Genomic DNA, 20,514 nt, shown 5'->3' with positions numbered 1-20,514 from the left:
GTGAGGGTGATCGATACCGATTCGGCGAAACGCAGGGCGTGCGGCTTGTCGACCTCGACCTCGGCGTAGCGCACCTGCGGATGGGCCATCACCAGATCGAGGATTTCCTGGGTCAGCCGCTCGAGCAGGGCGAAGCGGTTCTCCTCGACGTGGCGGATGATCGCCTTGGTGATGGTTCGGTAGTTCAGCGCGTGCTGGATGTCGTTGACCTCCACCGCGGTGGAGGCGGGATAGAGGATGGTCAGGTTGATCAGCACGTCCTGCTTGTTGCGGATCTCGTCCTCGTTGATGCCGATGAAGGTGCGCAGGCGCAGGTCCTTGACGCGGATGCGCGCCATCCCGGGTTCCAGTCTAGGCATCGGGGCTCCAGGGTCGAAGGGTGAAGAGGGAGTGCTTGTTCATTTCAGATGCCGGCCGCCGTTGACGCTCAGCAGGGTGCCGGTGACGTAGTCGTTGTCGAGCAGGTAGCGCAGGCTCTGGTAGATGACCTGGGCCCCCGGTTCGATACCCAGCGCGGATTTGGCCAGGGTACGGCTGCGGTAGTCGGCGTCGTCCTGGGGGTTGAACAGGATCAGTGCCGGGGCGATCGAGTTGACCTTGATGTGCGGGGCGAAGCGTGCGGCGAACGACAGAGTGAGGTTTTCCAGGCCGGCCTTGCTGGCGCTGTAGGCGACATGTCGGGCACTGCCGCGGCGGGTGACGTCATCGCTCAGGTGGATGATGTCGGCCTTTGCCGAACGCCGTAGCAATGCCTCGCAGCGCAGGTTGATCAGATAGGGCGCGAGCATGTGCACATTGACCATTGCCTGGAAGGTGTCGGCTTCCTTGCCCGGCTGCTCGGTCTGCCAGTCCGAGGCGTTGTGAATGATCGCGCGCAGGCTGTCGGTCTGTTCGCACAACTGCGCGATAAATGCCTTAATCCCATTCTCGCTGGAAAAATCCGCCTGCAGCGCGACCGCGCCGCGCTCGACAAGGCGCTCGACACCCTCGCGGCGGCTGCGGTAGCTGAAGATCAGCCGATGGCCGTCATCGAGCAGCCGCTCGGCGCAATGCAGGCCGACGCGCTGGGCGGCGCCGGTGATGAGGATCGGGGCGGCATCGGTAGACATGGCGGCTCGGGCTACGGGTGGGTCGGAACAGGGGGCGAACTTAGCGCAGGTGCAGGCTTTGTTCCAGTTGCCGGGTGAATCGCCGTGACAGGGCAGCGGAAACGGCCACAGCGACCTGTGGGATTTCGCCGCCAATGACGCGGGCAGTCAGGCTGCGCGGCGCAGGGGATGGATGTACAGCGCAGACTGACTCAGGGGTGGCCCAGTTCGGGATGCTGCAGACGGTGCTGGGTAAAGATGAAACGGCGGATGCGTTCGGCGTGGCGCGCCTGGCGCAGCTCGATGCGGTAGGCCGCAACGCCCGGCATGGTGACGCGCGCCAGGCTGCCGCGAATCGGAATCGGCTCCTGCTCGGGCAACGCCAGCCACAACGAGAAACGCTCGGGCATGTGGCCTTCGCCGAGCTCCAGCAGCAGGCCGCTAGGGGACAGCTCGAGCACCCGCAGGTGAGTGGGCGAGCCATTGGCGTCGAGCAGCGCCGGGGCCGATTCCATGTGCACGCGCCAGGGCCGCTGGGTGGGTCCTTGCTCGAAGATGCGCGGCGTGCCCAGGTTGATCTGCAGACTGTGGAACTCGTCCTGTTCCAACTCCAGAGGAAAGCTCAGGCGGAAATCTTCCCCCTGTGATTCCAGGCTCAGGCTGGAGTGCTGCGCAAGTCGCGCGAGCAGGGCATTGCCACTCTCGCCGCCGTCGATGCGGAAGCTGCGCGCCGTACCCGGCGATACTTGCGCCGCCTCGCCCAGCAGTTGCTGCAGGAAGGCACGTTCGTCTCGGGACAGCACGGGGTGGTTGGACATCGGTTCGGGACCTGAGGTGGCGATCTGTGGGCAGCGAACTGCTGGCGGTACGTCGCGCGCACGGAAGTACAAAAGGCAGCGGTGGTTGACTGAAAGCCTCTGGATAGACCGGCTGCAGCTGTCTTGGTTCCGCTGGAGGGAGATATCCAGCGGCGTTTCCCCGACGTAGCAGGCATAATGCCGGGCTTTTTCCAGCACAAGGGCACGACTGACATGAAGATCGCCATCCTTTCCGGCTCGGTCTACGGCACTGCGGAGGAAGTCGCACGGCACGCCGGGCGCCTGCTCGAGGCGGCCGGCCATCAGGTCTGGCTGGAGCCGCGTGGCACGCTGGAGCAACTGCTGGCCTTCGCCCCCGAAGGCTTCCTGGTGGCGACCTCGACCACCGGCATGGGCGAGCTGCCGGACAACCTGCAGCCGCTCTATTACGCGATCCGTGATCGCCTGCCAGCTTGGCAGGGGCTGCCCGGTGCGGTGATCGGCCTGGGTGACTCGAGCTATGGCGACACCTACTGTGCCGGTGGCGAACAGGCCCGCGAGCTGTTTGCCGAGCTGGGCATCCGCGAAGTGCTGCCGATGCTGCGCCTGGACGCCAGCGAGACCGTCACTCCGGAACTCGATGCCGAGCCCTGGCTCGCCGAGTACCTCGCCGCCCTTGGCTGACTCGCTGGGTCACTAAGCTGGCCGGCAGGGCGACTCGTCAGGTCGCGCCGGCCCGCTAGACTCTCCCCGTCGCTACAACAACAAGACGAGGACATAGCCGTGACAGTCGCCCAATCGCTGCATTCGCTCAATCTCAAGGACCAGGTCTCCGCTGCCGAGTGGCAGGCCCGTGTCGATCTGGCTGCCTGTTACCGGCTGGTCGCCGCCTACGGTTGGGACGACCTGATCTTTACCCACATCTCTGCGAAGGTCCCGGGCACCGAGGATTTCCTGATCAATCCCTACGGGCTGATGTTCGAGGAAATCACCGCCTCCAGCCTGGTCAAGGTCGATTTGGCCGGGAACAAGCTGATGGACAGCCCCTACGACATCAACCCGGCCGGCTACACCATCCACAGCGCCGTGCATGAGGTGCGCCCGGACGTCACCTGCGTGCTGCACACCCACACGGCTTCCGGTGTGGCGGTGGCGGCACAGCGCCAGGGCATCCTGCCGATCAGCCAGCAGTCGCTGTTCGTGCTCTCCAGCCTGGCCTTCCACGACTACGAAGGCGTCGCGCTGAACCATGAAGAGAAGGCGCGGTTGCAGGCCGATCTGGGCGAGCGCAACTTCATGTTGCTGCGCAACCACGGTCTGATGACCTGCTCGACCAGCGTCGCCGATGCCTTCCTGATGATGTTCACCTTCCAGCGTGCCTGCGATATCCAGGTACTGGCGCAGGGTGGCGGTGCTGAGCTGATTCCGATCCCGCAGCAGATTCTCGACGGCGCCCGGGCGATGGCCGCTGGCGTGACCCGCAGCAAGCAGGGCATGGGCGGTGCGCTGGCCTGGCCGGCGCTGCTGCGCAAGCTCGATCGCAAGGACCCGAGCTACCGCGAATGAGTGGCGTCGGCGCTATCGGGTTGGACGAGTGGCGCGCCCGCGCGCGCGAACTTGCCTTTCGCGGCCAGCCAATCCGCTACTGGACGGCGGGCGAGGGTGAGCCATTGCTGCTGATCCACGGTTTCCCCACCGCCAGCTGGGACTGGCACAAGCTCTGGCAGCCGCTGGCGGCGCGCTATCGGCTGATTGCCTGCGACATGCTTGGCTTCGGCTTTTCCGCCAAGCCGCGTGGGCATGCCTACAGCCTGATCGAACAGGCCGATCTGCAGCAGGCGCTGCTCGGTGAGCTGGGCATTGGCGGGCCGATCCATGTGCTGGCCCACGACTATGGCGACAGCGTTGCCCAGGAGTTGCTGGCGCGGCATTGCGAAGGGCGCATCGAGCTCGCCAGCTGCGTGTTTCTCAATGGCGGGCTGTTTCCGGAAACCCATCGCCCGGTGCGTCTGCAGAAGCTGTTGCTGGGGCCCCTGGGTTTCCTCATCGGCCGGCTGTTCTCGCGGCGCTCGCTGGGCAGAAGCTTCGGTCGTGTGTTTGGTGCGCGGACACAGCCGAGCGAGGCGGAGCTGGATGCTTACTGGCAGTTGATCGCGCACAACAATGGCGTGGCGGTGATGCACCGGCTGATTCGCTACATGCCCGAGCGGATCGAGCAGCGTGAGCGCTGGGTGTCGGCCCTGCAGCGTTGTTCGGTGCCGCTGCGAGTGATCGACGGTGCGGCCGATCCGGTCTCCGGTGCGCACATGGTGGCCCGTTACCGTGAGCTGGTTCCGAGCCCCGATACCGTGCTGCTGGAGGGCATCGGCCATTACCCGCAGGCCGAGGCGCCAGAGCAGGTGCTCGAGCATTACCTGGCATTCCGTCAGCGCCTGACGACAGCGGAATGCAGCCGTTGAAGCGCAGAAAGTTTCTTGGCTGTTCGGCTGCGGCCGGCGTGGCGCTATTGGGCGGCGGATTCGCGCTGCTGCCGCGTGGCGCGGCGCCGGCGCAGACGAATCTGGCGGCGGCCCGTGAGCTGCTGGCCGGGTTGCGCGGCAGGGAGCTGATCAGTCTGCGAGGCTGGAGTCCGACCGGCGTCTTCAACCACTGCGCGCAGAGCGTCGAGTATTCCCTCGAGGGTTATCCGCAGCTCAAGCCGGGATGGTTTCGGCTGAGTCTCGGACCGGCGGCATTCGCCGTGTTCGGCCTGCGCGGTGCCATGCGTCATTCGCTGGATGAGCCGATTCCTGGCGCTGCCAGCCTGATCGAACCGGCCACTCTGGCCGGAGCGTTGCAGCGCCTGGAGGATGCCTTCGCCCGTTTCGCCGAACATCGCGGCTCGCTCGCCCCCCACTTCGCGTATGGTGCGCTGGATCACGCCGAGTACGCACAGGCGCATGTCCTGCATCTGTACGAGCATCTGAGCCTGATCCGACCGCGCGGCGATCATGCGGCCGCCTTATCGGCTGACATTCAGTCCCTGCGCGGTTGATTGCACGCAGCCGTTTGGCTGCATGACACTCGATCTTTTACGCATCTGCCCGAGGGAGCCTTTCATGAGCGATACCATCCGTTTTGAAGACAAAGTGGTCATTGTCACCGGCGCCGGTGGCGGCCTCGGACGTGCCCACGCGCTGGCCTTCGCCAAAGCTGGCGCCAAGGTCATCGTCAACGATCTGGGCGGTAGCACCCAGGGTGAGGGCGCCAATGCCTCCGCCGCAGACAAGGTGGTGGCGGAAATCCGTGCCGCAGGCGGTACTGCCGAAGCCAACCATGACTCGGTGACCGACGGCGAGAAGATCGTACAGAACGCACTGGATGCCTTTGGTCGCATCGACGTAGTGGTCAACAACGCCGGCATCCTGCGCGACAAGACCTTCCACAAGATGGAAGACGCCGACTGGGATCTGGTCTACAAGGTTCACGTCGAAGGCTCCTACAAGGTCACCCGCGCCGCCTGGAACCACATGCGCGAGCAGGCCTATGGCCGCGTGATCTTCACTGCGTCCACCTCCGGCATCTACGGCAACTTCGGCCAGTCCAACTACGGCATGGCCAAGCTTGGCCTCTACGGTCTGACCCGTACCCTGGCTCTGGAAGGCGCCAAGAGCAACATCCTGGTCAATGCCATCGCCCCCACTGGCGGTACCCGCATGACCGAAGGCCTGATCCCGCCGCAGGTGTTCGAGCAGCTCAAGCCCGAGCTGGTCAGCCCGCTGGTGGTCTATCTCGGTAGCGAAGCCTGCAAGGAAACCTCCGGCCTGTTCGAAGTCGGCGGCGGCTGGATCGGCAAGGTCCGCTGGGAGCGCAGTCTGGGCGCCGGGTTCGACCCCAAGGCCGGCTTCGACGCAGAGGACGTCGCGGCCAACTGGGAAAAGATCTGCAACTTCGAGAACGCCGCGCATCCGGCGAACAACATCGAAGCCATGAAGGAAATGATGGCCAACCTGCAGAAATTCACCAGCTGACAGCTGTGAGAGCGTGACAGGTCTAGACCGGCCTGCCGCTGACGAAAGGCCCGCTACCGAAAGGTGGCGGGCCTTTTTTGTTTTCTTCGCAAAAGACATGACCCGAGGGTTGGGCTGGCAGGGTGACGGCGGGGCGCGAGTGCTTGTCACCTGGATGATTTTGTAAGAAGTGGGAAAGGCGACTCTTCTGGTTACATCTAGGTATCTGCGAGGTCGAATTTTCGCTTTGCGGTATCACTACGAACGATTTTTACCCAGGCGGTTACAGGTGCCTTTCTAGGCCCGGCATGCCCGCGATCGGGGTGGGAGGTGCTGGGCGGCGCAGGCGTGTAACCGGGTAACGATGCTGGCTCGCGATGGTAACGATTGCTGCCTGCCCTGTCCTGGTAATGGCACTGAGGTTCCTCGAGGGGCCCGTCGCGCTTGGGTTTGCGGAGAAATGAGCTGCCTGTGTCAGGCATCGGTGGGATGGTGGTATAGCCCAACGTTGCTGGGGGTGATCGACAGGTAGCGCTCGCTAGCAAGGACATACTGTTCTTATTTCGCGCCTTGAAAGTGCGCGAGGTGGTGAGATCGGGCCTTTCAGGCTTGCATGTAGCTCCAAAGGATTACCTGGCAAATCAATCCTTTGTGCGCTTATCCGGTTGTCGCTCGCTGGGTAGGGTTGCGCCCTAGTCAGACCAACAACCAGGAGAGCCCTATGACAACAACAAGAAGGCACGGAATCTTCCAGCCGCACACTTTGGCCCTGGCAGTCGCCCTGGGCATCTCTGCCCCGGCCTACGCCGTCAATTTCAATATCGGTGCCATCGAAGGCCAATTCGACTCGGCGCTTTCTGTGGGGGCCAGCTGGTCTACCGCCAAGCCGGACAGCAAGCTCGTCGGTACCACCAATGGCGGTGGCGGATACACCCAGACCGGCGATGATTACCGGATGAACTTCAAGCGTGGCGAGACCTTCTCGAAGATCTTCAAGGGTTCCCACGACCTCGAGCTCAAGTATGGCGACACCGGTGTTTTCGTTCGCGGCAAGTACTGGTACGACTTCGAGCTGAAGGATGAGAGCCGCCTGCACAAGGACATCAGTGATTCCAATCGCAAGGAAGCTGCCCAGGCCTCTGGTGCGCAGATCCTCGATGCCTTCGTCTATCACAACTACAGCATCGCCGACCTGCCGGGCAGCGTGCGTGTAGGTCGCCAGGTGGTGAGCTGGGGTGAAAGTACCTTCATCGGTAACAGCATCAACAGCATCAACCCGATTGACGCCGCGGCTTTCCGTCGTCCGGGTGCCGAAGTCAAGGAAGGTCTGATCCCGGTCAACATGCTCTATGTTTCCCAGAGCCTGACCGACAATCTGAGCATGGAGGCGTTCTACCAGCTCGAGTGGGACCAGACCATCGCGGATAACTGCGGTACCTTCTTCGCCACTTCCGATGTGGTTGCGGACGGTTGTGCCGGGAACTACCACTTTGGTAACGATCAAAGCGTTCCGACACTGCTGGCGGCCAAGTCGGGCGCACTGGGTGCCGGCGCTCAGTTCCTGATGCGCAATGTCACGGTTGATTCGGAAGGTGCTGTTTTGCCGCGTGGCGGTGACCGTGATGCGCGTGACTCTGGCCAGTATGGCCTGGCGTTGCGCTGGATGGGCGACGAGGCTGAATACGGCGCCTACTTCATGAACTATCACAGCCGTTCGCCGAACGTCAGCTTCCAGTACGCCAGTGCGGCAAACATCGGTGCTGCCCTGGGCGGCGGCGGTCTGGCGCAGGCGATACTGATCGGTAACGGCAATTATTACCTTGAGTACCCTGAAGACATTCGCTTGTACGGCCTGAGCTTCTCCACCAGCCTGCCTACCGGTACGGCCTGGCAGGGTGAGATCAGCTATCGTCCGAACGCCCCGCTGCAGATCAACGGTACCGACCTGACCACCAAGCTGGCAGCAAATCCTGCAGCACTTGCTGGTGCCGGTAACGTTGCTGGCGCGTTGGCTCTGGGTGGCACCGATATCCGTGGCTACAACCGGAAGGAAATCACTCAGGTCCAGACCACTTTCACTCACTTCTTCGATCAGGTAATGGGTGCTGGCCGCATGACCCTCGTAGGTGAGATCGGTGCTATGCGCATCGGTGGCCTGGAGCGTCAGAGCGACGTGGCTTACGGTCGTGACTCGATCTATGGTTCGCCCAATTGCCCTGCTACCGGTTGTAGCGCTGGCTACATGGGCAACATCCAGTCGGCCAACCAGTACGGCTACCACGGCTTTGCCACCAGCACGTCCTGGGGCTATCGCGCACGAGCCATCTGGGACTACAGCAACGTGTTTGCTGGCGTCAACCTGAGCCCGAGCATCAGTTGGTCGCATGACGTTGACGGGTACGGTCCGGTCTTCAACGAAGGCTCCAAGGCCGTCAGCCTTGGTGTCGATGCCAACTACCGCAACACTTACAGTGCCAGCCTGTCCTACACCGACTTCTTTGGTGGCGATTACAACGTCCTGAAGGACCGTGACTTCCTCGCCCTCAGTGTTGGCGTGAACTTCTAAGACTGGCTCGGATCAAGGAATCAAATGCAGATGAAAACAAGAAAACTGTTCGGTGCCCTGGCACTGTCCTTCCTGGCTAGCAGCGTCATGGCTGCGGTCTCGCCGGAGGAGGCCGCCAAGCTGGGTACCAGTCTGACCCCGGTCGGGGCTGAGAAAGCCGGTAACGCTGCCGGCACCATTCCCGAGTGGACTGGCGGTCTGCCGACCAATGCCGCGCCCAAGGCTGCTCGCGGTTTTGTTGGCAACCCCTATGCCGGTGAGCAAGCCGAGTTCACGATCAACGCGCAGAACTTCGAGCAGTACAAGGCGAACCTGAGCGAAGGCCAGATCGCGATGCTCAAGCGCTATCCCGATACCTACAAGCTGCCGGTTTACAAGACTCACCGCAGCGTCGGTTACGAGCAGAGCGTTTACGATCGGATCAAGACCAGCGCCCTGAACACCAAGCTGGTGGATGGCGGCAACGGTCTGGAGAACTTCGCGCAGAGCCGCGTGGTGGCCTTTCCGATTCCCAGCAGCGGCATCGAAGTGATCTGGAACCACCTCACCCGTTACCTGGGCGGCAACGTGCGCCGTACCCTGGTGCAGGCTACTCCGCAAACCAACGGCAGCTACACCCTGGTGCACTTCGAGGATGAAGTGGCCTACCCGAACCTGATGGATGGCCTGGACGCCGAGAAATCGGCCAATGCCCTGCTGTTCTTCAAGCAGCGTGTGACCGCTCCGGCGCGTCTGGCTGGTAACGTTCTGCTGGTTCACGACTCGCTGAACCAGGTCAGGGAGCCGCGCAAGGCGTGGGTCTACAACGCCGGTCAGCGTCGTGTGCGCCTGGCTCCGCAGGTGGCCTACGATGGTCCGGGTACTGCCTCTGACGGTCTGCGTACGTCGGACAACTTCTCGATGTTCTCGGGTTCTCCCGATCGTTACGACTGGAAACTCATCGGCAAGCGCGAGATGTATGTGCCGTACAACAACTACAAGATGGCGTCGCCGGACAACAAGTACAGCGATATGCTCAAGGCCGGCCACCTCAACCAGGACCTGGCTCGCTACGAGCTGCACCGGGTCTGGGAAATCGAGGCCAGCCTGAAGCCGGGCGAGCGTAACATCTATGCCAAGCGTCGCTTCTTCATCGATGAGGATACCTGGCAGATTCTGGTGTCCGAGCACTACGACGGCCGTGGCCAGCTGTGGCGCATCGGTGAGGCCATGCAGTATCACTCTTACGAGGTCCAGGTCTCCGGTAACGCTGCTGAAACGCTGTATGACATCATCGCCGGGCGCTATCTGGCCATCGGCATGAACAACGAGGAGAAGCAGCCATTCCAGTACGGCCATCGTGCCGCTGCTGCAGAATTTACTCCGGCAGCTCTGCGTAACGCAGGCGTTCGTTAAGAGTAAAAACGCGACAAAAGAAGAAGCGGCCTCCGGGCCGCTTTTTTTATAGGTTACAAAAATGGGTGGATTGGGACCGTTTGTTCTGATGTTGGGAACAATCCAGACTTATTTGCTCGACAAATGGCTGGGTGATTGTGATTTGGCTCGCAACAAAGGGGCCTGGATGGCGCTGGTGGACTCGGTAGTGAGTCCTAAGGGTGATCGCCAAATACGTCCTTGGTGGGCTTAACCGTCAAAAGTTCGCCGAGTAGGGTGCCGTCCTAGGTTCATAAACCAGGAGAGCCCTATGACAACAACAAAAAGGCACGGAATCTTCCAGCCGAAAACTCTGGCCCTGGCAGTCGCCCTGGGCACTGCTGCCCCGGCCTACGCCGTCAATTTCAATATCGGTGCCATCGAAGGCCAGTTCGACTCCTCGCTCTCCGTGGGCGCGAGCTGGGCGATGGACAAGGCGGATCCGGATTTCGTCGGTACCCCGAACGGCGGGCTGGCATTCACTACCACCGGTGATGACAACCGCCTGAACTTCAAGCGCGGTGAGACCTTCTCGAAGATCTTCAAGGGCATCCACGACCTGGAGCTGAAGTACGGTGACACCGGCGTATTCGTCCGCGGCAAGTACTGGTACGACTTCGAGCTCAAGGATGAAGGTCGCCCCTGGAAGGACATCGACGACTCCAATCGTAAGGAAGGCGCTCAGTCTTCGGGCGCGCAGATTCTCGATGCCTTCATTTATCACAACTACTCGCTGGGCGATCTGCCCGGTAGCGTCCGTGCCGGCCGCCAGGTGGTGAGCTGGGGTGAAAGTACCTTTATCAGCAACGGGATCAACAGCATCAACCCGATCGACGCCGCTGCGGCCCGTCGTCCTGGCGCTGAAGTGAAGGAAGCGCTGCTGCCGGTCAATATGCTCTATCTCTCGCAGAGCCTGACCGACCAGCTGGCCATGGAAGCCTTCTATCAGTTGGAGTGGGACCAGACCATCGTTGAAAACTGCGGTACCTGGTTCGCCAGTGACGTGGTAGCCGACGGTTGCGTGGACTACCCGGCGCTGAGCCGTACGCAGTTGGCGGGTGTGCTTCCCTTCACCGCTGCACTGGGAGCCCGGGGTGTGCGGGTCACTCCGGAAGGCGTAATGATTCGTCGGGGCGAGGATCGCGATGCCCGCGATTCCGGTCAATTCGGTATCGCGCTGCGCTGGCTGGCAGACACTGCGGAGTACGGTGCCTACTTCATGAACTACCACAGCCGTACCCCGGTTGTCGGTTATCAGAACGCCTCTTCCGCCGATATCCTGGGTGCCTTCACCTTTGCCGGTGGTGCACTGGCTCAGCCCTACCTGCTGGGTACTGGCAACTACTACCTTGAGTATCCGGAAGACATCAAGCTGTACGGCCTGAGCTTCGCCACCACTCTGCCCACCGGCACTTCCTGGGCGGGTGAGGTCAGCTATCGACCGAACATGCCGATCGCGCTCAATACGACCTTCAACACCGGCAACATCGCTCGTGTTCCGGCAGGCGCGCTTGCTTCAGGGGGTATAGGCGCTGCCTTGGCCACCGGCGGTCTCGACAACAAGGGTTACAACCGTCGTGAGGTCACCCAGGTCCAGACCACCTTCACCCACTTCTTCGATCAGGTCATGGGCGCAGGTCGCTTCACCGTGGTTGGTGAGATCGGTGCCACCCGTGTTGGCGGCCTCGAAGCGCGCACTTACGGTCGAGATGGTGCCTATGGTCACTTTTCCGATCCACTTTCAGGTGCACGTTATGGCACCAGCGGCTTCTTCACTCCGACTTCCTGGGGCTATCGTGCCCGCGGTATCTGGGACTACAGCAACGTCTTTGCTGGCGTCAACCTGAGCCCGAACATCAGTTGGTCGCATGACGTCGAAGGCTACGGTCCGGTATTCAACGAAGGGTCCAAGGCCATCAGCGTTGGTGTCGATGCCAACTATCGCAATACCTACACCGCCAGCCTGGCTTATACCGACTTCTTCGGTGGCGACTACAACGTCATGACCGATCGCGATTTCCTCGCCCTCAGCGTCGGCGTCAACTTCTAAGACAGGCCCGGATCAAGGAACCACATGCAGATGAAAACAAGAAAACTAATCGGTGCCCTGGCACTGTCCTTCCTGGCCAGCAGCGTCATGGCTGCGGTTTCCCCGGAGGAAGCAGCCAAGCTGGGTAACAGCCTCACGCCGATCGGCGCGGAGAAGGCCGGCAACGCCGCCGGCACCATCCCGGAGTGGACCGGTGGTTTGCCGACCGACGCCGCACCAGTGGATGCCAATAACTTCGTTGGCAACCCGTTTGCGGGCGAGCAGCCTGAGTTCACCATCACTGGCCAGAACTACGAGCAGTACAAAGATCATCTGGTCGAAGGCCAGATCGCGATGTTCAAGCGCTACCCCGACACCTACAAGATGCCGGTGTACAAGACTCATCGTACTGTCGCTTATCCGCAGGATGTGTATGAGCGTGCGAAGCAGAGCGCTCTGAATGTGACCCTGGTCGATGGTGGCAATGGCCTGCAGAATTATGCCCAGAGCCGCGTGTTCGCGTTCCCGATTCCGCAAAGCGGCATCGAGGTGATCTGGAACCACCTGACCCGCTACCTGGGTGGCAACGCTCGTCGCTCGCTGGTGCAGGCGACTCCGCAAACCAACGGCAGCTACACCCTGGTGCACTTCGAGGACGAAGTTGCCTATCCGAACCAGATGGATGGTCTGGATCAGGAAAAAACCGCCAACGCTCTGCTGTTCTTCAAACAGCGCGTGACCGCTCCGGCGCGTCTGGCTGGTAACGTCCTGCTGGTCCACGACTCGCTGAACCAGGTCAAGGAGCCGCGCAAGGCGTGGGTCTACAACGCCGGTCAGCGTCGCGTACGCCTGGCTCCGCAGGTGGCCTACGATGGCCCGGGTACCGCCTCTGACGGTCTGCGCACCACCGACAACTTCGGCATGTATTCCGGTTCGCCGGACCGCTATGACTGGAAGCTGGTCGGCAAGCGTGAGATGTATGTGCCGTACAGCAACTACAAGCTGGCTTCGCCCAGCCTGAAGTACAGCGACATCATCAAGGCCGGCCACCTGAATCAGGATCTGACCCGTTACGAGCTGCACCGCGTGTGGGAAATCGAAGCGAACCTGAAGTCTGGAGAGCGCAACATCTACGCCAAGCGTCGCTTCTTCATCGACGAAGACAGCTGGGCCATCCTGGCCTCCGAGCATTACGACGGTCGCGGTCAGCTGTGGCGCGTAGGCGAGGCAATGCAGTTCCATAACTATGCGCGTCAGGTCTCGGGTAATGCTGCCGAGACGCTTTATGACCTGATCGCTGGTCGATACCTGGTGATCGGTCTGAACAACGAAGAGAAGAGTGCGTTCCAGTACGGCTTCAAAGCCTCGGCTGCAGACTTCACTCCGGCTGCACTGCGTAACGCAGGCGTTCGTTGATCGCACCATCGCAGTAAGAAAAGGCGGCCTTCGGGCCGCTTTTTTTTATGAGATTTCCAGCTGGATTAGCCACTGACGATGGCCGCATACCTTGCCGATCAGGCTGAAACTCCGAAGAGGGTGCGAATGCGACCTGTGGGCGCTTCGAGTCCGATGCCGAGGAAATGGGTTGTAGCTGGCCAGCAGGTGCTGCTGGGCGCCTGGTTTCCGTATTTCTAAGACCCGTTTGGGTCATTTCTCGTTCAGTGCTTGAAATACTACTTTCGGGCGATATGATTGCTGGGCGTCACTGACGGTTCCACAAATATAAAAACAGAGAGAACCGATGCAATGTCCATGCATCCCGATATAAGCACCATGGCTTCGCCCGTACCGGCGCGTATTCAACCGGTCCAGCTTCCAAGGCTTCCCCCAGCCTACATTCCACGTGTTCGGCTCTCCACGCGGCTGCATGCGAGCGAGGCGCGCTTGCGCCTGCTCTGCTCGCCGGCGGGTTTCGGCAAGAGCGTGTTGCTCAACGAATGCGCGCGTCAGGCCCCACTGGATACGCAGGTCGTCTGGCTGGATCTGGCGGGCCGTTCTCTTGCGGTCGACGATTTTCTGCGTCTGCTCGCCGCCGCGTTGCACCACCCGATTGCCGACGGCGTGTCACTGGATGCGTTTATCGAGCGCCTTGCCACACGCCAGACGCCGCTCTGGCTGATGCTCGACGACTATCCGCGCGAGCCGGACCCCGCGCTCGATGCCTGTTTTGATCGGCTGCTGGAGCAGTCCTCTGAGTCGATCAAATGGTGGGTGAGTAGCCGCCTGCAACCCGCCTGGAACCTGCCCAGGCTACTGCTGCAGGGCGATCTCTGCGAGCTGGAGGCCGAGGATCTGGCGCTCGACGCAGATGAGCTGACCGCTTTGCTTGAACGGCATCGTCTCAAGGTGCCACAGAAGTCCCGTGAATTGCTGCTGCACCATAGCGAGGGCTGGCTGGCGGGCGTCTGTCTGTTGTTGATGCATGCCGACGAGCACACATTGCGCGAGCGCATGGAGGGCGGAACGCTGTTTCTGCGCGACTATATCCAGCGCGAGGTGCTCAATCCGTTGCCCGAGGAGCTGCGAACCGCGCTGTTTTCGCTGGTCCACCTGCCACGCTTTTCCGCGTCTCTATGCGAGCACGTGCTGCAGGGGGGCGGGGCCAGCCTGCTGACCCAGTTGCGTACCCGCCAGTTGTTCATCCGGCCCCTGGATAGCTGCGGCGAGTGGTTCAGAGTCTGGCGGCCGCTGGCCCAGGTCCTGCCGCGACTACCCGACGCCGTTCCGCCAACCCAGATCTATGTGCGCGCCTGCCAGTGGTTCGCGGGGCAAGGCTTGCTCTGCGAGGCCGTCGAACATGCATTGCTGGCGCGCCAACCGGAAGTCGCGGCGAATTACCTGCAGCGTTTCGGTCAGGAACAGCTGCTGGTCGGCCGCAACGTTTCCCAGTTTCTGCGTTGGCGCAACGAGTTGCCGCATGATCTGTTTGCCAGCACACCGCGTCTGATCATGCTGCAGGGCTGGGCGCTGATCATCTGTGCCCGGCTGGATGAGGCGGAAACCTGTGTCGCCGATCTTGCGCATTTCCTGCCGCAGCCCGAGGCGCATCGCCAGGTTCAGTTGCTGGCGCACTGGCAGGCGCTGACTGGCGTGCTGCAGCGGCAGCGCGGCTATCGCAGCGCCCGCGTGCACTGTCTGGAAGCGCTTGGTGCGCTGAACCCGAAAGCCTGGTCGCAACGCGCCCTCTGTCACCAGACCCTGGCCCAGCATGCCCTCGCCGAAGGCAAGCTGGATGAGGCCGAAGTACAGATCAGCGAGGGATTGCGGCTGTCCCGGCTCAACGGCAGCCTGATCTTCGAAACCCTGATCAATCTGGATCGGATCCACCTGCTCGACATGATTGGCGAGTCGGATCGGGCGCTCGAACTCGCTGACCAGGCATTGCTGCATCTGCAGGGCTCGGTGAAGCAAAGCCCGGTGCTGGGCCGTCTGCTGCTGCTGCGTGGCCTGCTGCTGGCCAGCCAGGGTCGTGACGCAGAATCGGCGCAGGCCTATCTGCAGGGCTCGAAGGAGGCCGAGGACAGCGAGGACGCGCACACCATCTTCGGTTTCCTCGGCCTGTCCGAGCTGGCGACACGTGCTGGCGAGGTAAGCGTGGCATTCCAGCGCCTGCGCGAAGCCGAGCGTCTGATGCAGTGGCGCCACGTTCCCGAGGTTCGTTATCAGAGCCTGATCCAGTTCGCCACTGGCGGGCTGTGGCTGCGCCAGGGTGACCTGGTGCGCGCGCGTGAGGCGTTCGAGCAGGTGGCTGCGCACTATCGCAGCGGCGAGCTGTTGCCGCCCTCGGCATGTTACGACCTGCTGCCTCGGCTGCGTCGTTACATGGCGCTGATCGACCTGCTGGAGGGTAATGGCGCGCGCGCGATAGAGGACCTGCGTGTGCTGCGGCAGGAGTGTGCTGCCGTCGGCCTGCGCAAGTTCGCCTGCGAGTGCCGATTTACCCTGGCGGAGGCTCTGCTGGTTGCCGGAGAGGACGGCGAGGCCGAACGCGAGCTGCGAGAAGCGGTGGCTGAAGCCGAGCCGATGAAGCTGATGCGGCCATTGCTGGAGCTGCAGCAGCGCAAACCGGAGTGGATTCGCCAGGCCTTGCCGGCACGTCGGAGCCAGGCACCCGCTCCGATGCCAATGGGGGGGACGCCCGCGCCCGCGCCCGAGCGCAGCAGCCAGGGTTCACCGCTGAGCCTGCGCGAGCAGACAGTGCTGAGCCTGATCGCCCAGGGCTGTTCGAATCAGGAGATCGCCGAGCAGCTGTTCATCTCCCTGCATACGGTGAAGACCCACGCGCGGCGGATCAATACCAAGCTCGGCGTGGCCCGCCGGACCCAGGCGGTGGCGATGGCCAAGTCGATGGGGCTGGTGAGCTGAGAACAGCTGCGGCAGCAGCTTCACGGACCTGCCGTCGCACCCTGCGAGGGTGGAGTGCGCCTCGCCGGCCTTGATCATTGCGGGGCGCGGTAAGCGCCGGGAACGGCGTGCCTTGCGACAAGGACAGCAGCAACGAGAAGGCCCCGCATCTGCGGGGCCTTCTCGGAGAGCTTTCAGAGGTCGAAGTCGTATTCGGCCAGTTGCTTGTTCAATCGTCGCTCTTCGAGGAAGTTGTCGATGATCCGACGCTTGGTCAGATTGGTCTTGGCCACTTCAACCACCGGCGCTTCGGCGGTTTCCTCTGCGTCTTCAGCGACGAAGTCGTCTTCCAGTTCGAGATCTTCTTTGCCACTCATGGGATATCTCCAGGCTCAGGGAGGCCTTTTGCCGACCTTATAGCGGCAAATATCCGGGTGGTAAAAAAGATTTTTTCAATCGAATGGGCAAGAAGATTCGGTCCGGCTCAATCGGTCTCGGTCTTCTGCCGGTATTCGCACAGGTCTTCGATCCGACAGCTGCCACAGCGAGGCTTGCGCGCCTGGCAGACATAGCGGCCGTGCAGGATCAGCCAGTGGTGTGCGTCCAGCAGATATTCCCGGGGAACGAAGCGTAAAAGCTTCTTCTCGACCTCCAGCACATTCTTGCCCGGCGCGATGCCGGTGCGGTTGCTGACCCGAAAAATGTGCGTATCCACCGCCATGGCCAACTGGCGGAAGGCGGTGTTGAGCACCACGTTGGCGGTCTTGCGGCCGACCCCGGGGAGCGCTTCCAACGCCTCTCGGCTCTGCGGCACCTCACCACCGTGACGCTCGACCAGGATGCGGCAGGTCTCGAGCACGTTGCGCGCCTTGGTCGGGTACAGGCCGATGGTGCGGATGTATTCGCACAGGCCGTCGTAACCCAGCGCGTGGATCGCGGCGGGCGTGTTGGCGACGGGGAACAGCTTCGCCGTGGCCTTGTTGACGCCGACGTCGGTGGCCTGGGCGGAAAGAATGACCGCGATCAGCAGCTCGAAGGGCGAACTGTAGTTCAGCTCGGTCTTCGGCTCGGGGTTGTCCTCGTGCAGGCGGCGAAAGATCTCGCGGCGCTTCTCTGCGTTCATCGGGTGCGCATCACTCGATGGCTCCGGTCACCCGCACTCGACGGCTCGGCGCGGGCGTGGCAACTGGCTGGGCGGCAGTAGCCCGCTCGGCAAGCTGCTGGTCGATGCGGTTCTTCAGCGCGATCAACAGGCCCAGCACGATGAACGCCCCGGGCGGCAGGATCGCCAGCAGGAAACCCTTGTAGTCCTCGACCAGGGTCAGCTGCCAGTCGGCGGCGATGGGCCCCAGCAGCAGGTCCAGGTTGGCGAATACCGCACCGGTGCCGAACAGCTCGCGCAGTGCGCCCAGCACCACCAGCACCACGCCGAAGCCGATGCCCATGATGAAGCCGTCATAGCCGGCCAGCAGGGGATTGTGCTTGGCGGCGAAGCCGTCGGCGCGACCCAGGATCACGCAGTTGGTGGTGATCAGCGGGATGAAGATTCCCAGAATCTGGTACAGCTCGTAAGTGAAGGCCTGCATCAGCAGCTCGATACAGGTGGTCAGTGCGGCGATGATCATCACGAACGCGGGCAGGCGCACCGCTGTGTTGACCACGCCGCGGACCAGCGATACGGCGATGTTCGAGCAGGTCAGCACCAGCATGCTGGCCAGCGCCAGGCCGAGGGCGTTGACCGCGGAGTTGCTCACGCCGAGCAGCGGGCAAAGTCCGAGTAACTGGACCAGCGCCGGGTTGTTCTTCCACAGACCGTTGCGGGTCAGTTCGCGCAGGCTCGGATTGCTCATGGGGTCTGCTCCTGCGGGGTGGCCGGGACGGCCATTTCGCGGTCATCGCTGGCGCCTGCGGCGCCGGCGCGGGAATGCACGGTGGGCTGCTGCGGTGTCTCGGTGGCTACAGCTGTCGGTGCGCTGCGGCCGAGCAATTCGTCCTGATGGGCGTCGAAGTAGCGTAACGCGCGGTGCACGGCGGCCACCACCGCGCGTGGCGTGATGGTGGCACCGGCAAATTGCTCGAACTCGCCGCGATCCTTCTTCACCGCCCAGCCGGCCTCGTCTGGCTGCTGCAGCGACTTGCCGTTGAAACTGAGGATCCAGTCGCTCTTGGCCCGCTCGATCTTGTCGCCCAACCCCGGCGTTTCGCGGTGACCGATGACCCGCACACCCGCCAGGCGGCCATCAGCCTGAATACCCACCAGCAGGTGGATAGCGCCGCTGTAGCCGTCCGGCGCCACCACCTGGAGGATGACCGCGCTGGGCTCGCCATCCTTCAGTGCCAGGTAACCGGGCAGCGCGCGCGGGCTACCGAGCAGCTCGTGCTGCAGCTGGCGACGCTCGCTAAGCAGATCGTTGTCATAGCTGCCTGGCGGCAATATCTCGCCCAGAGCCTTGGCTTCGGCGGCCCGTTCGGCCTTCTCGATCCGCTCGGCAGTGGACTGGCGCAGCAGGGTCACGCTGCCGACGGTGGCGATGGCGAACAGGCCGAGCACCAGCGCATTGCGCAACATCGAACGACTGATTTCAGGCAGGAGCACGTTCATTCTCCCAACTTGAAGCCGCGTTCCGGCTTGCGATGGCCGTAAGTGCGCGGGCGGGTGTAGTAATCGATGGTCGGGGCGGCCAGGTTCATCAGCAGCACGGCGAAGGCCATCGCATCCGGATAGCCGCCCCAGGCGCGGATCACATAGACCAGAATGCCGACCCCGGCGCCGAAGATCAGCCTGCCGAGGGTGCTGGTGGCGCCGGATACCGGGTCGGTGACGATGAAGAAGGCGCCGAACATGGTCGCACCGGTGAGCAGGTGGAATACCGGTGAGCCGTTGGAGTCCGAGCCCGAACCGTTCCAGAAGATCAGGCTCATCAACACCAGCGCACCGAGCATGCCGACCGGCGCGTGCCAGCTGAACAGGCGCTTGTGCAGCATGAACAGGCCGCCGGCGAGGAAGGCGAGGTTCACTACCTCCGAGCCGATGCCGCCGTAATGACCGAAGGCGGGGTTCTGCCACAGCTCGGCGACAGTCAGGCTCTGGTTGATCTTGAGCACGTCCAGGGCGGTGGCCTGGCTCCAGCCATCCGGCAGGCTGGCGATGCCGAAGATGTGGCTGAACGCATCGACCGGGCCGAAGGCGTGGGTTGCCGGCCAGGTAGTCATTTCCAGCGGGAAGGAGATCAGCACCACCACATAGCCGATCATCGCCGGGTTGAAAGGATTCTGGCCGAGCCCACCGTAAAGTTGCTTGCCGAAGGCGATGGCGCCGCCTACTGCGATCAGGGTCAGCCACCAGGGCGCGTAAGGCGGCAGGGCGAGGGCGAGCAGAACCGCAGTGACCAGGGCACTGCCGTCGGCCAGGAAGAAGCGCACCGGGCGCTGCCGCAGGCGCAGCAACAGGGCCTCCACAGCAAGAGCCACGGTACTGGCCCAGAGCAGATTGATCAGGGTGCCGGCGCCGTACAGCCAGGTCAGCGCCAGCACGCCGGGCAGCGTTGCAGCCAGCACCAGCAGCATGACCTGGCGGGTACGATTGCTCCCCGTGGCGTGGGGCGATGTGATGCGGGGCAGGGCCATTGACGCTCCGGTTCAGTGTTCTGTGCACCGCGGCGCCAGACCACGGTTGGCGCCGCGCCAGGCGAGACGCATGTCTGTCGGCACGCTGTTCAAGCGTTCTGCTCGGCGAGCTGGCGCTCGGCTTCCGCCAGGCGCACGCGCGCGGCGGCGAGGGCCTGCTCCTCGGCCTGCTCGCGTTCCAGCTTGCGCAGGTCGGCGCGGGCGAAGGCTACTTCGGTCTTCAATGCGCGGGTCTGGTCGTCCACCGGGCGCTTGTCCGTGCGTACCAGCTCAGGTGCCGGCTTGCCGGATGCATCCTCGGCCTGGTGCAGCGCCTGCTCGGCTTGCGCCAGCGCCTCACGCAGGGCCTGCAGGCGGGCATCCTCCGCACCGTCCTTCTCGGCCTTGCGCAGCTCTGCGCGCTTGAAGGCAAGATCGGCCTTGGCCTTCTTTAGCGCATCATCGCCGGCGGGCTTGGCGACGGGCGCAGCAGTCGGTGTAGCTTCCAGGTCGGCCAGGGCCCTCTCCGCGGCTTCGAGCTGCTGGCGCAGGCGGGCGAGTTCGGCTTGCTGATCGGCGTCGGGCTGCTCGACCTTCTCCAGCTTGCGCAGCTGGGCCTTGAGCATGGCGGCGTCGATCTTGGCCTTCTTCAGCGCATCATCGCCGGCGGGCTTGGCGACGG

The 20,514-nt window shown here is 62.8% G+C and carries 18 protein-coding genes and 1 pseudogene; 10 read left to right on the top strand and 9 right to left on the bottom strand.

Annotated features, from left to right (window positions below; translation table 11 throughout):
* The 3 genes from folX to DBO85_RS06500 form a co-directional block, all read right to left on the bottom strand.
* A partial coding sequence (gene folX / locus DBO85_RS06510; protein ID WP_108106413.1) for a dihydroneopterin triphosphate 2'-epimerase occupies positions 1-359 on the bottom strand: 359 nt, incomplete at its 3' end.
* A 39-nt stretch (positions 360-398) separates the two neighbouring features.
* Positions 399-1,109, bottom strand: a complete 711-nt coding sequence (folM, locus tag DBO85_RS06505; RefSeq protein WP_108106441.1) for a dihydromonapterin reductase — start codon at positions 1,107-1,109, stop codon at positions 399-401.
* 191 nt (positions 1,110-1,300) lie between these two features.
* Positions 1,301-1,906: a PilZ domain-containing protein gene (locus DBO85_RS06500; RefSeq protein ID WP_108106439.1), complete on the bottom strand. Its 606-nt coding sequence runs from the start codon at positions 1,904-1,906 to the stop codon at positions 1,301-1,303.
* Positions 1,907-2,119: 213 nt separating this feature from the next.
* On the opposite strand from DBO85_RS06500, the gene DBO85_RS06495 reads away from it, so the two are divergent.
* The 10 genes from DBO85_RS06495 (at position 2,120) to DBO85_RS06450 (ending at position 16,247) form a co-directional block, all read left to right on the top strand.
* Positions 2,120-2,569 (top strand): flavodoxin, encoded by a 450-nt coding sequence (locus DBO85_RS06495; protein ID WP_108106451.1) that lies wholly within the window; start codon positions 2,120-2,122, stop codon positions 2,567-2,569.
* A gap of 99 nt (positions 2,570-2,668) precedes the next feature.
* Positions 2,669-3,451: a class II aldolase/adducin family protein gene (locus tag DBO85_RS06490; protein ID WP_108106437.1), complete on the top strand. Its 783-nt coding sequence runs from the start codon at positions 2,669-2,671 to the stop codon at positions 3,449-3,451.
* On the top strand, positions 3,448-4,344 hold the full coding sequence (locus DBO85_RS06485; RefSeq protein WP_108106435.1) for an alpha/beta fold hydrolase: 897 nt from the start codon (positions 3,448-3,450) through the stop codon (positions 4,342-4,344). Before DBO85_RS06490 ends, DBO85_RS06485 begins: the two co-directional genes overlap by 4 nt.
* Positions 4,341-4,919, top strand: a complete 579-nt coding sequence (locus DBO85_RS06480; RefSeq protein ID WP_108106449.1) for a DUF1569 domain-containing protein — start codon at positions 4,341-4,343, stop codon at positions 4,917-4,919. Before DBO85_RS06485 ends, DBO85_RS06480 begins: the two co-directional genes overlap by 4 nt.
* A 64-nt stretch (positions 4,920-4,983) precedes the next feature.
* A complete protein-coding gene (locus tag DBO85_RS06475) occupies positions 4,984-5,895 on the top strand; it encodes an SDR family oxidoreductase (protein WP_108106433.1) in 912 nt (303 codons plus the stop codon).
* Between the two features lie 700 nt (positions 5,896-6,595).
* Entirely contained in the window at positions 6,596-8,440 is a 1,845-nt protein-coding gene (locus DBO85_RS06470) for a DUF1302 domain-containing protein (protein ID WP_108106431.1), read from the top strand.
* Positions 8,441-8,470: 30 nt separating this feature from the next.
* Positions 8,471-9,835, top strand: coding sequence for a DUF1329 domain-containing protein (locus tag DBO85_RS06465; RefSeq protein WP_108106447.1), 1,365 nt, complete (start codon positions 8,471-8,473; stop codon positions 9,833-9,835).
* A gap of 289 nt (positions 9,836-10,124) precedes the next feature.
* A complete protein-coding gene (locus tag DBO85_RS06460) occupies positions 10,125-11,903 on the top strand; it encodes a DUF1302 domain-containing protein (RefSeq protein ID WP_108106429.1) in 1,779 nt (592 codons plus the stop codon).
* A 30-nt stretch (positions 11,904-11,933) separates the two neighbouring features.
* On the top strand, positions 11,934-13,298 hold the full coding sequence (locus tag DBO85_RS06455; RefSeq protein ID WP_108106445.1) for a DUF1329 domain-containing protein: 1,365 nt from the start codon (positions 11,934-11,936) through the stop codon (positions 13,296-13,298).
* A gap of 330 nt (positions 13,299-13,628) precedes the next feature.
* A complete protein-coding gene (locus tag DBO85_RS06450) occupies positions 13,629-16,247 on the top strand; it encodes a LuxR C-terminal-related transcriptional regulator (protein WP_108106427.1) in 2,619 nt (872 codons plus the stop codon).
* Positions 16,248-16,420: 173 nt separating this feature from the next.
* Here DBO85_RS06450 and DBO85_RS06445 read toward each other — a convergent pair whose 3' ends face one another.
* The 6 genes and pseudogenes from DBO85_RS06445 to DBO85_RS06420 form a co-directional block, all read right to left on the bottom strand.
* Complete coding sequence (locus DBO85_RS06445) at positions 16,421-16,603, bottom strand: PA3496 family putative envelope integrity protein (RefSeq protein WP_108106425.1); 183 nt, start codon at positions 16,601-16,603, stop codon at positions 16,421-16,423.
* A gap of 107 nt (positions 16,604-16,710) precedes the next feature.
* Positions 16,711-17,349 (bottom strand): endonuclease III, encoded by a 639-nt coding sequence (nth, locus tag DBO85_RS06440; protein WP_108106422.1) that lies wholly within the window; start codon positions 17,347-17,349, stop codon positions 16,711-16,713.
* Positions 17,350-17,359: 10 nt separating this feature from the next.
* Entirely contained in the window at positions 17,360-18,076 is a 717-nt protein-coding gene (locus DBO85_RS06435; RefSeq protein WP_108106420.1) for an electron transport complex subunit E, read from the bottom strand.
* Positions 18,073-18,822 (bottom strand): electron transport complex subunit RsxG, encoded by a 750-nt coding sequence (gene rsxG, locus DBO85_RS06430; protein ID WP_108106443.1) that lies wholly within the window; start codon positions 18,820-18,822, stop codon positions 18,073-18,075. Before rsxG ends, DBO85_RS06435 begins: the two co-directional genes overlap by 4 nt.
* Before the next feature lie 2 nt (positions 18,823-18,824).
* Entirely contained in the window at positions 18,825-19,853 is a 1,029-nt protein-coding gene (locus tag DBO85_RS06425) for an RnfABCDGE type electron transport complex subunit D (RefSeq protein ID WP_108106418.1), read from the bottom strand.
* 89 nt (positions 19,854-19,942) lie between these two features.
* A pseudogene (locus DBO85_RS06420) lies at positions 19,943-20,514 on the bottom strand (electron transport complex subunit RsxC); the annotation flags it as partial.

Origin of the sequence: Pseudomonas mangrovi (genome assembly GCF_003052585.1) — a bacterium.
Lineage (GTDB): Bacteria > Pseudomonadota > Gammaproteobacteria > Pseudomonadales > Pseudomonadaceae > Aquipseudomonas > Aquipseudomonas mangrovi.
The sequence above is the reverse complement of the archived record's forward strand: the minus strand, read 5'-3'. Positions and strand labels throughout refer to the sequence as shown.

Coding starts and splice junctions, on each gene's coding strand:
- folM (WP_108106441.1), bottom strand. CDS start 1,109: ATGTCTACCGATGCCGCCCCGATCCTCATCACCGGCGCCGCCCAGCGC.
- DBO85_RS06500 (WP_108106439.1), bottom strand. CDS start 1,906: ATGTCCAACCACCCCGTGCTGTCCCGAGACGAACGTGCCTTCCTGCAG.
- DBO85_RS06495 (WP_108106451.1), top strand. CDS start 2,120: ATGAAGATCGCCATCCTTTCCGGCTCGGTCTACGGCACTGCGGAGGAA.
- DBO85_RS06485 (WP_108106435.1), top strand. CDS start 3,448: ATGAGTGGCGTCGGCGCTATCGGGTTGGACGAGTGGCGCGCCCGCGCG.
- DBO85_RS06475 (WP_108106433.1), top strand. CDS start 4,984: ATGAGCGATACCATCCGTTTTGAAGACAAAGTGGTCATTGTCACCGGC.
- DBO85_RS06470 (WP_108106431.1), top strand. CDS start 6,596: ATGACAACAACAAGAAGGCACGGAATCTTCCAGCCGCACACTTTGGCC.
- DBO85_RS06465 (WP_108106447.1), top strand. CDS start 8,471: ATGAAAACAAGAAAACTGTTCGGTGCCCTGGCACTGTCCTTCCTGGCT.
- DBO85_RS06460 (WP_108106429.1), top strand. CDS start 10,125: ATGACAACAACAAAAAGGCACGGAATCTTCCAGCCGAAAACTCTGGCC.
- DBO85_RS06455 (WP_108106445.1), top strand. CDS start 11,934: ATGAAAACAAGAAAACTAATCGGTGCCCTGGCACTGTCCTTCCTGGCC.
- DBO85_RS06450 (WP_108106427.1), top strand. CDS start 13,629: ATGTCCATGCATCCCGATATAAGCACCATGGCTTCGCCCGTACCGGCG.
- DBO85_RS06445 (WP_108106425.1), bottom strand. CDS start 16,603: ATGAGTGGCAAAGAAGATCTCGAACTGGAAGACGACTTCGTCGCTGAA.
- nth (WP_108106422.1), bottom strand. CDS start 17,349: ATGAACGCAGAGAAGCGCCGCGAGATCTTTCGCCGCCTGCACGAGGAC.
- DBO85_RS06435 (WP_108106420.1), bottom strand. CDS start 18,076: ATGAGCAATCCGAGCCTGCGCGAACTGACCCGCAACGGTCTGTGGAAG.
- DBO85_RS06425 (WP_108106418.1), bottom strand. CDS start 19,853: ATGGCCCTGCCCCGCATCACATCGCCCCACGCCACGGGGAGCAATCGT.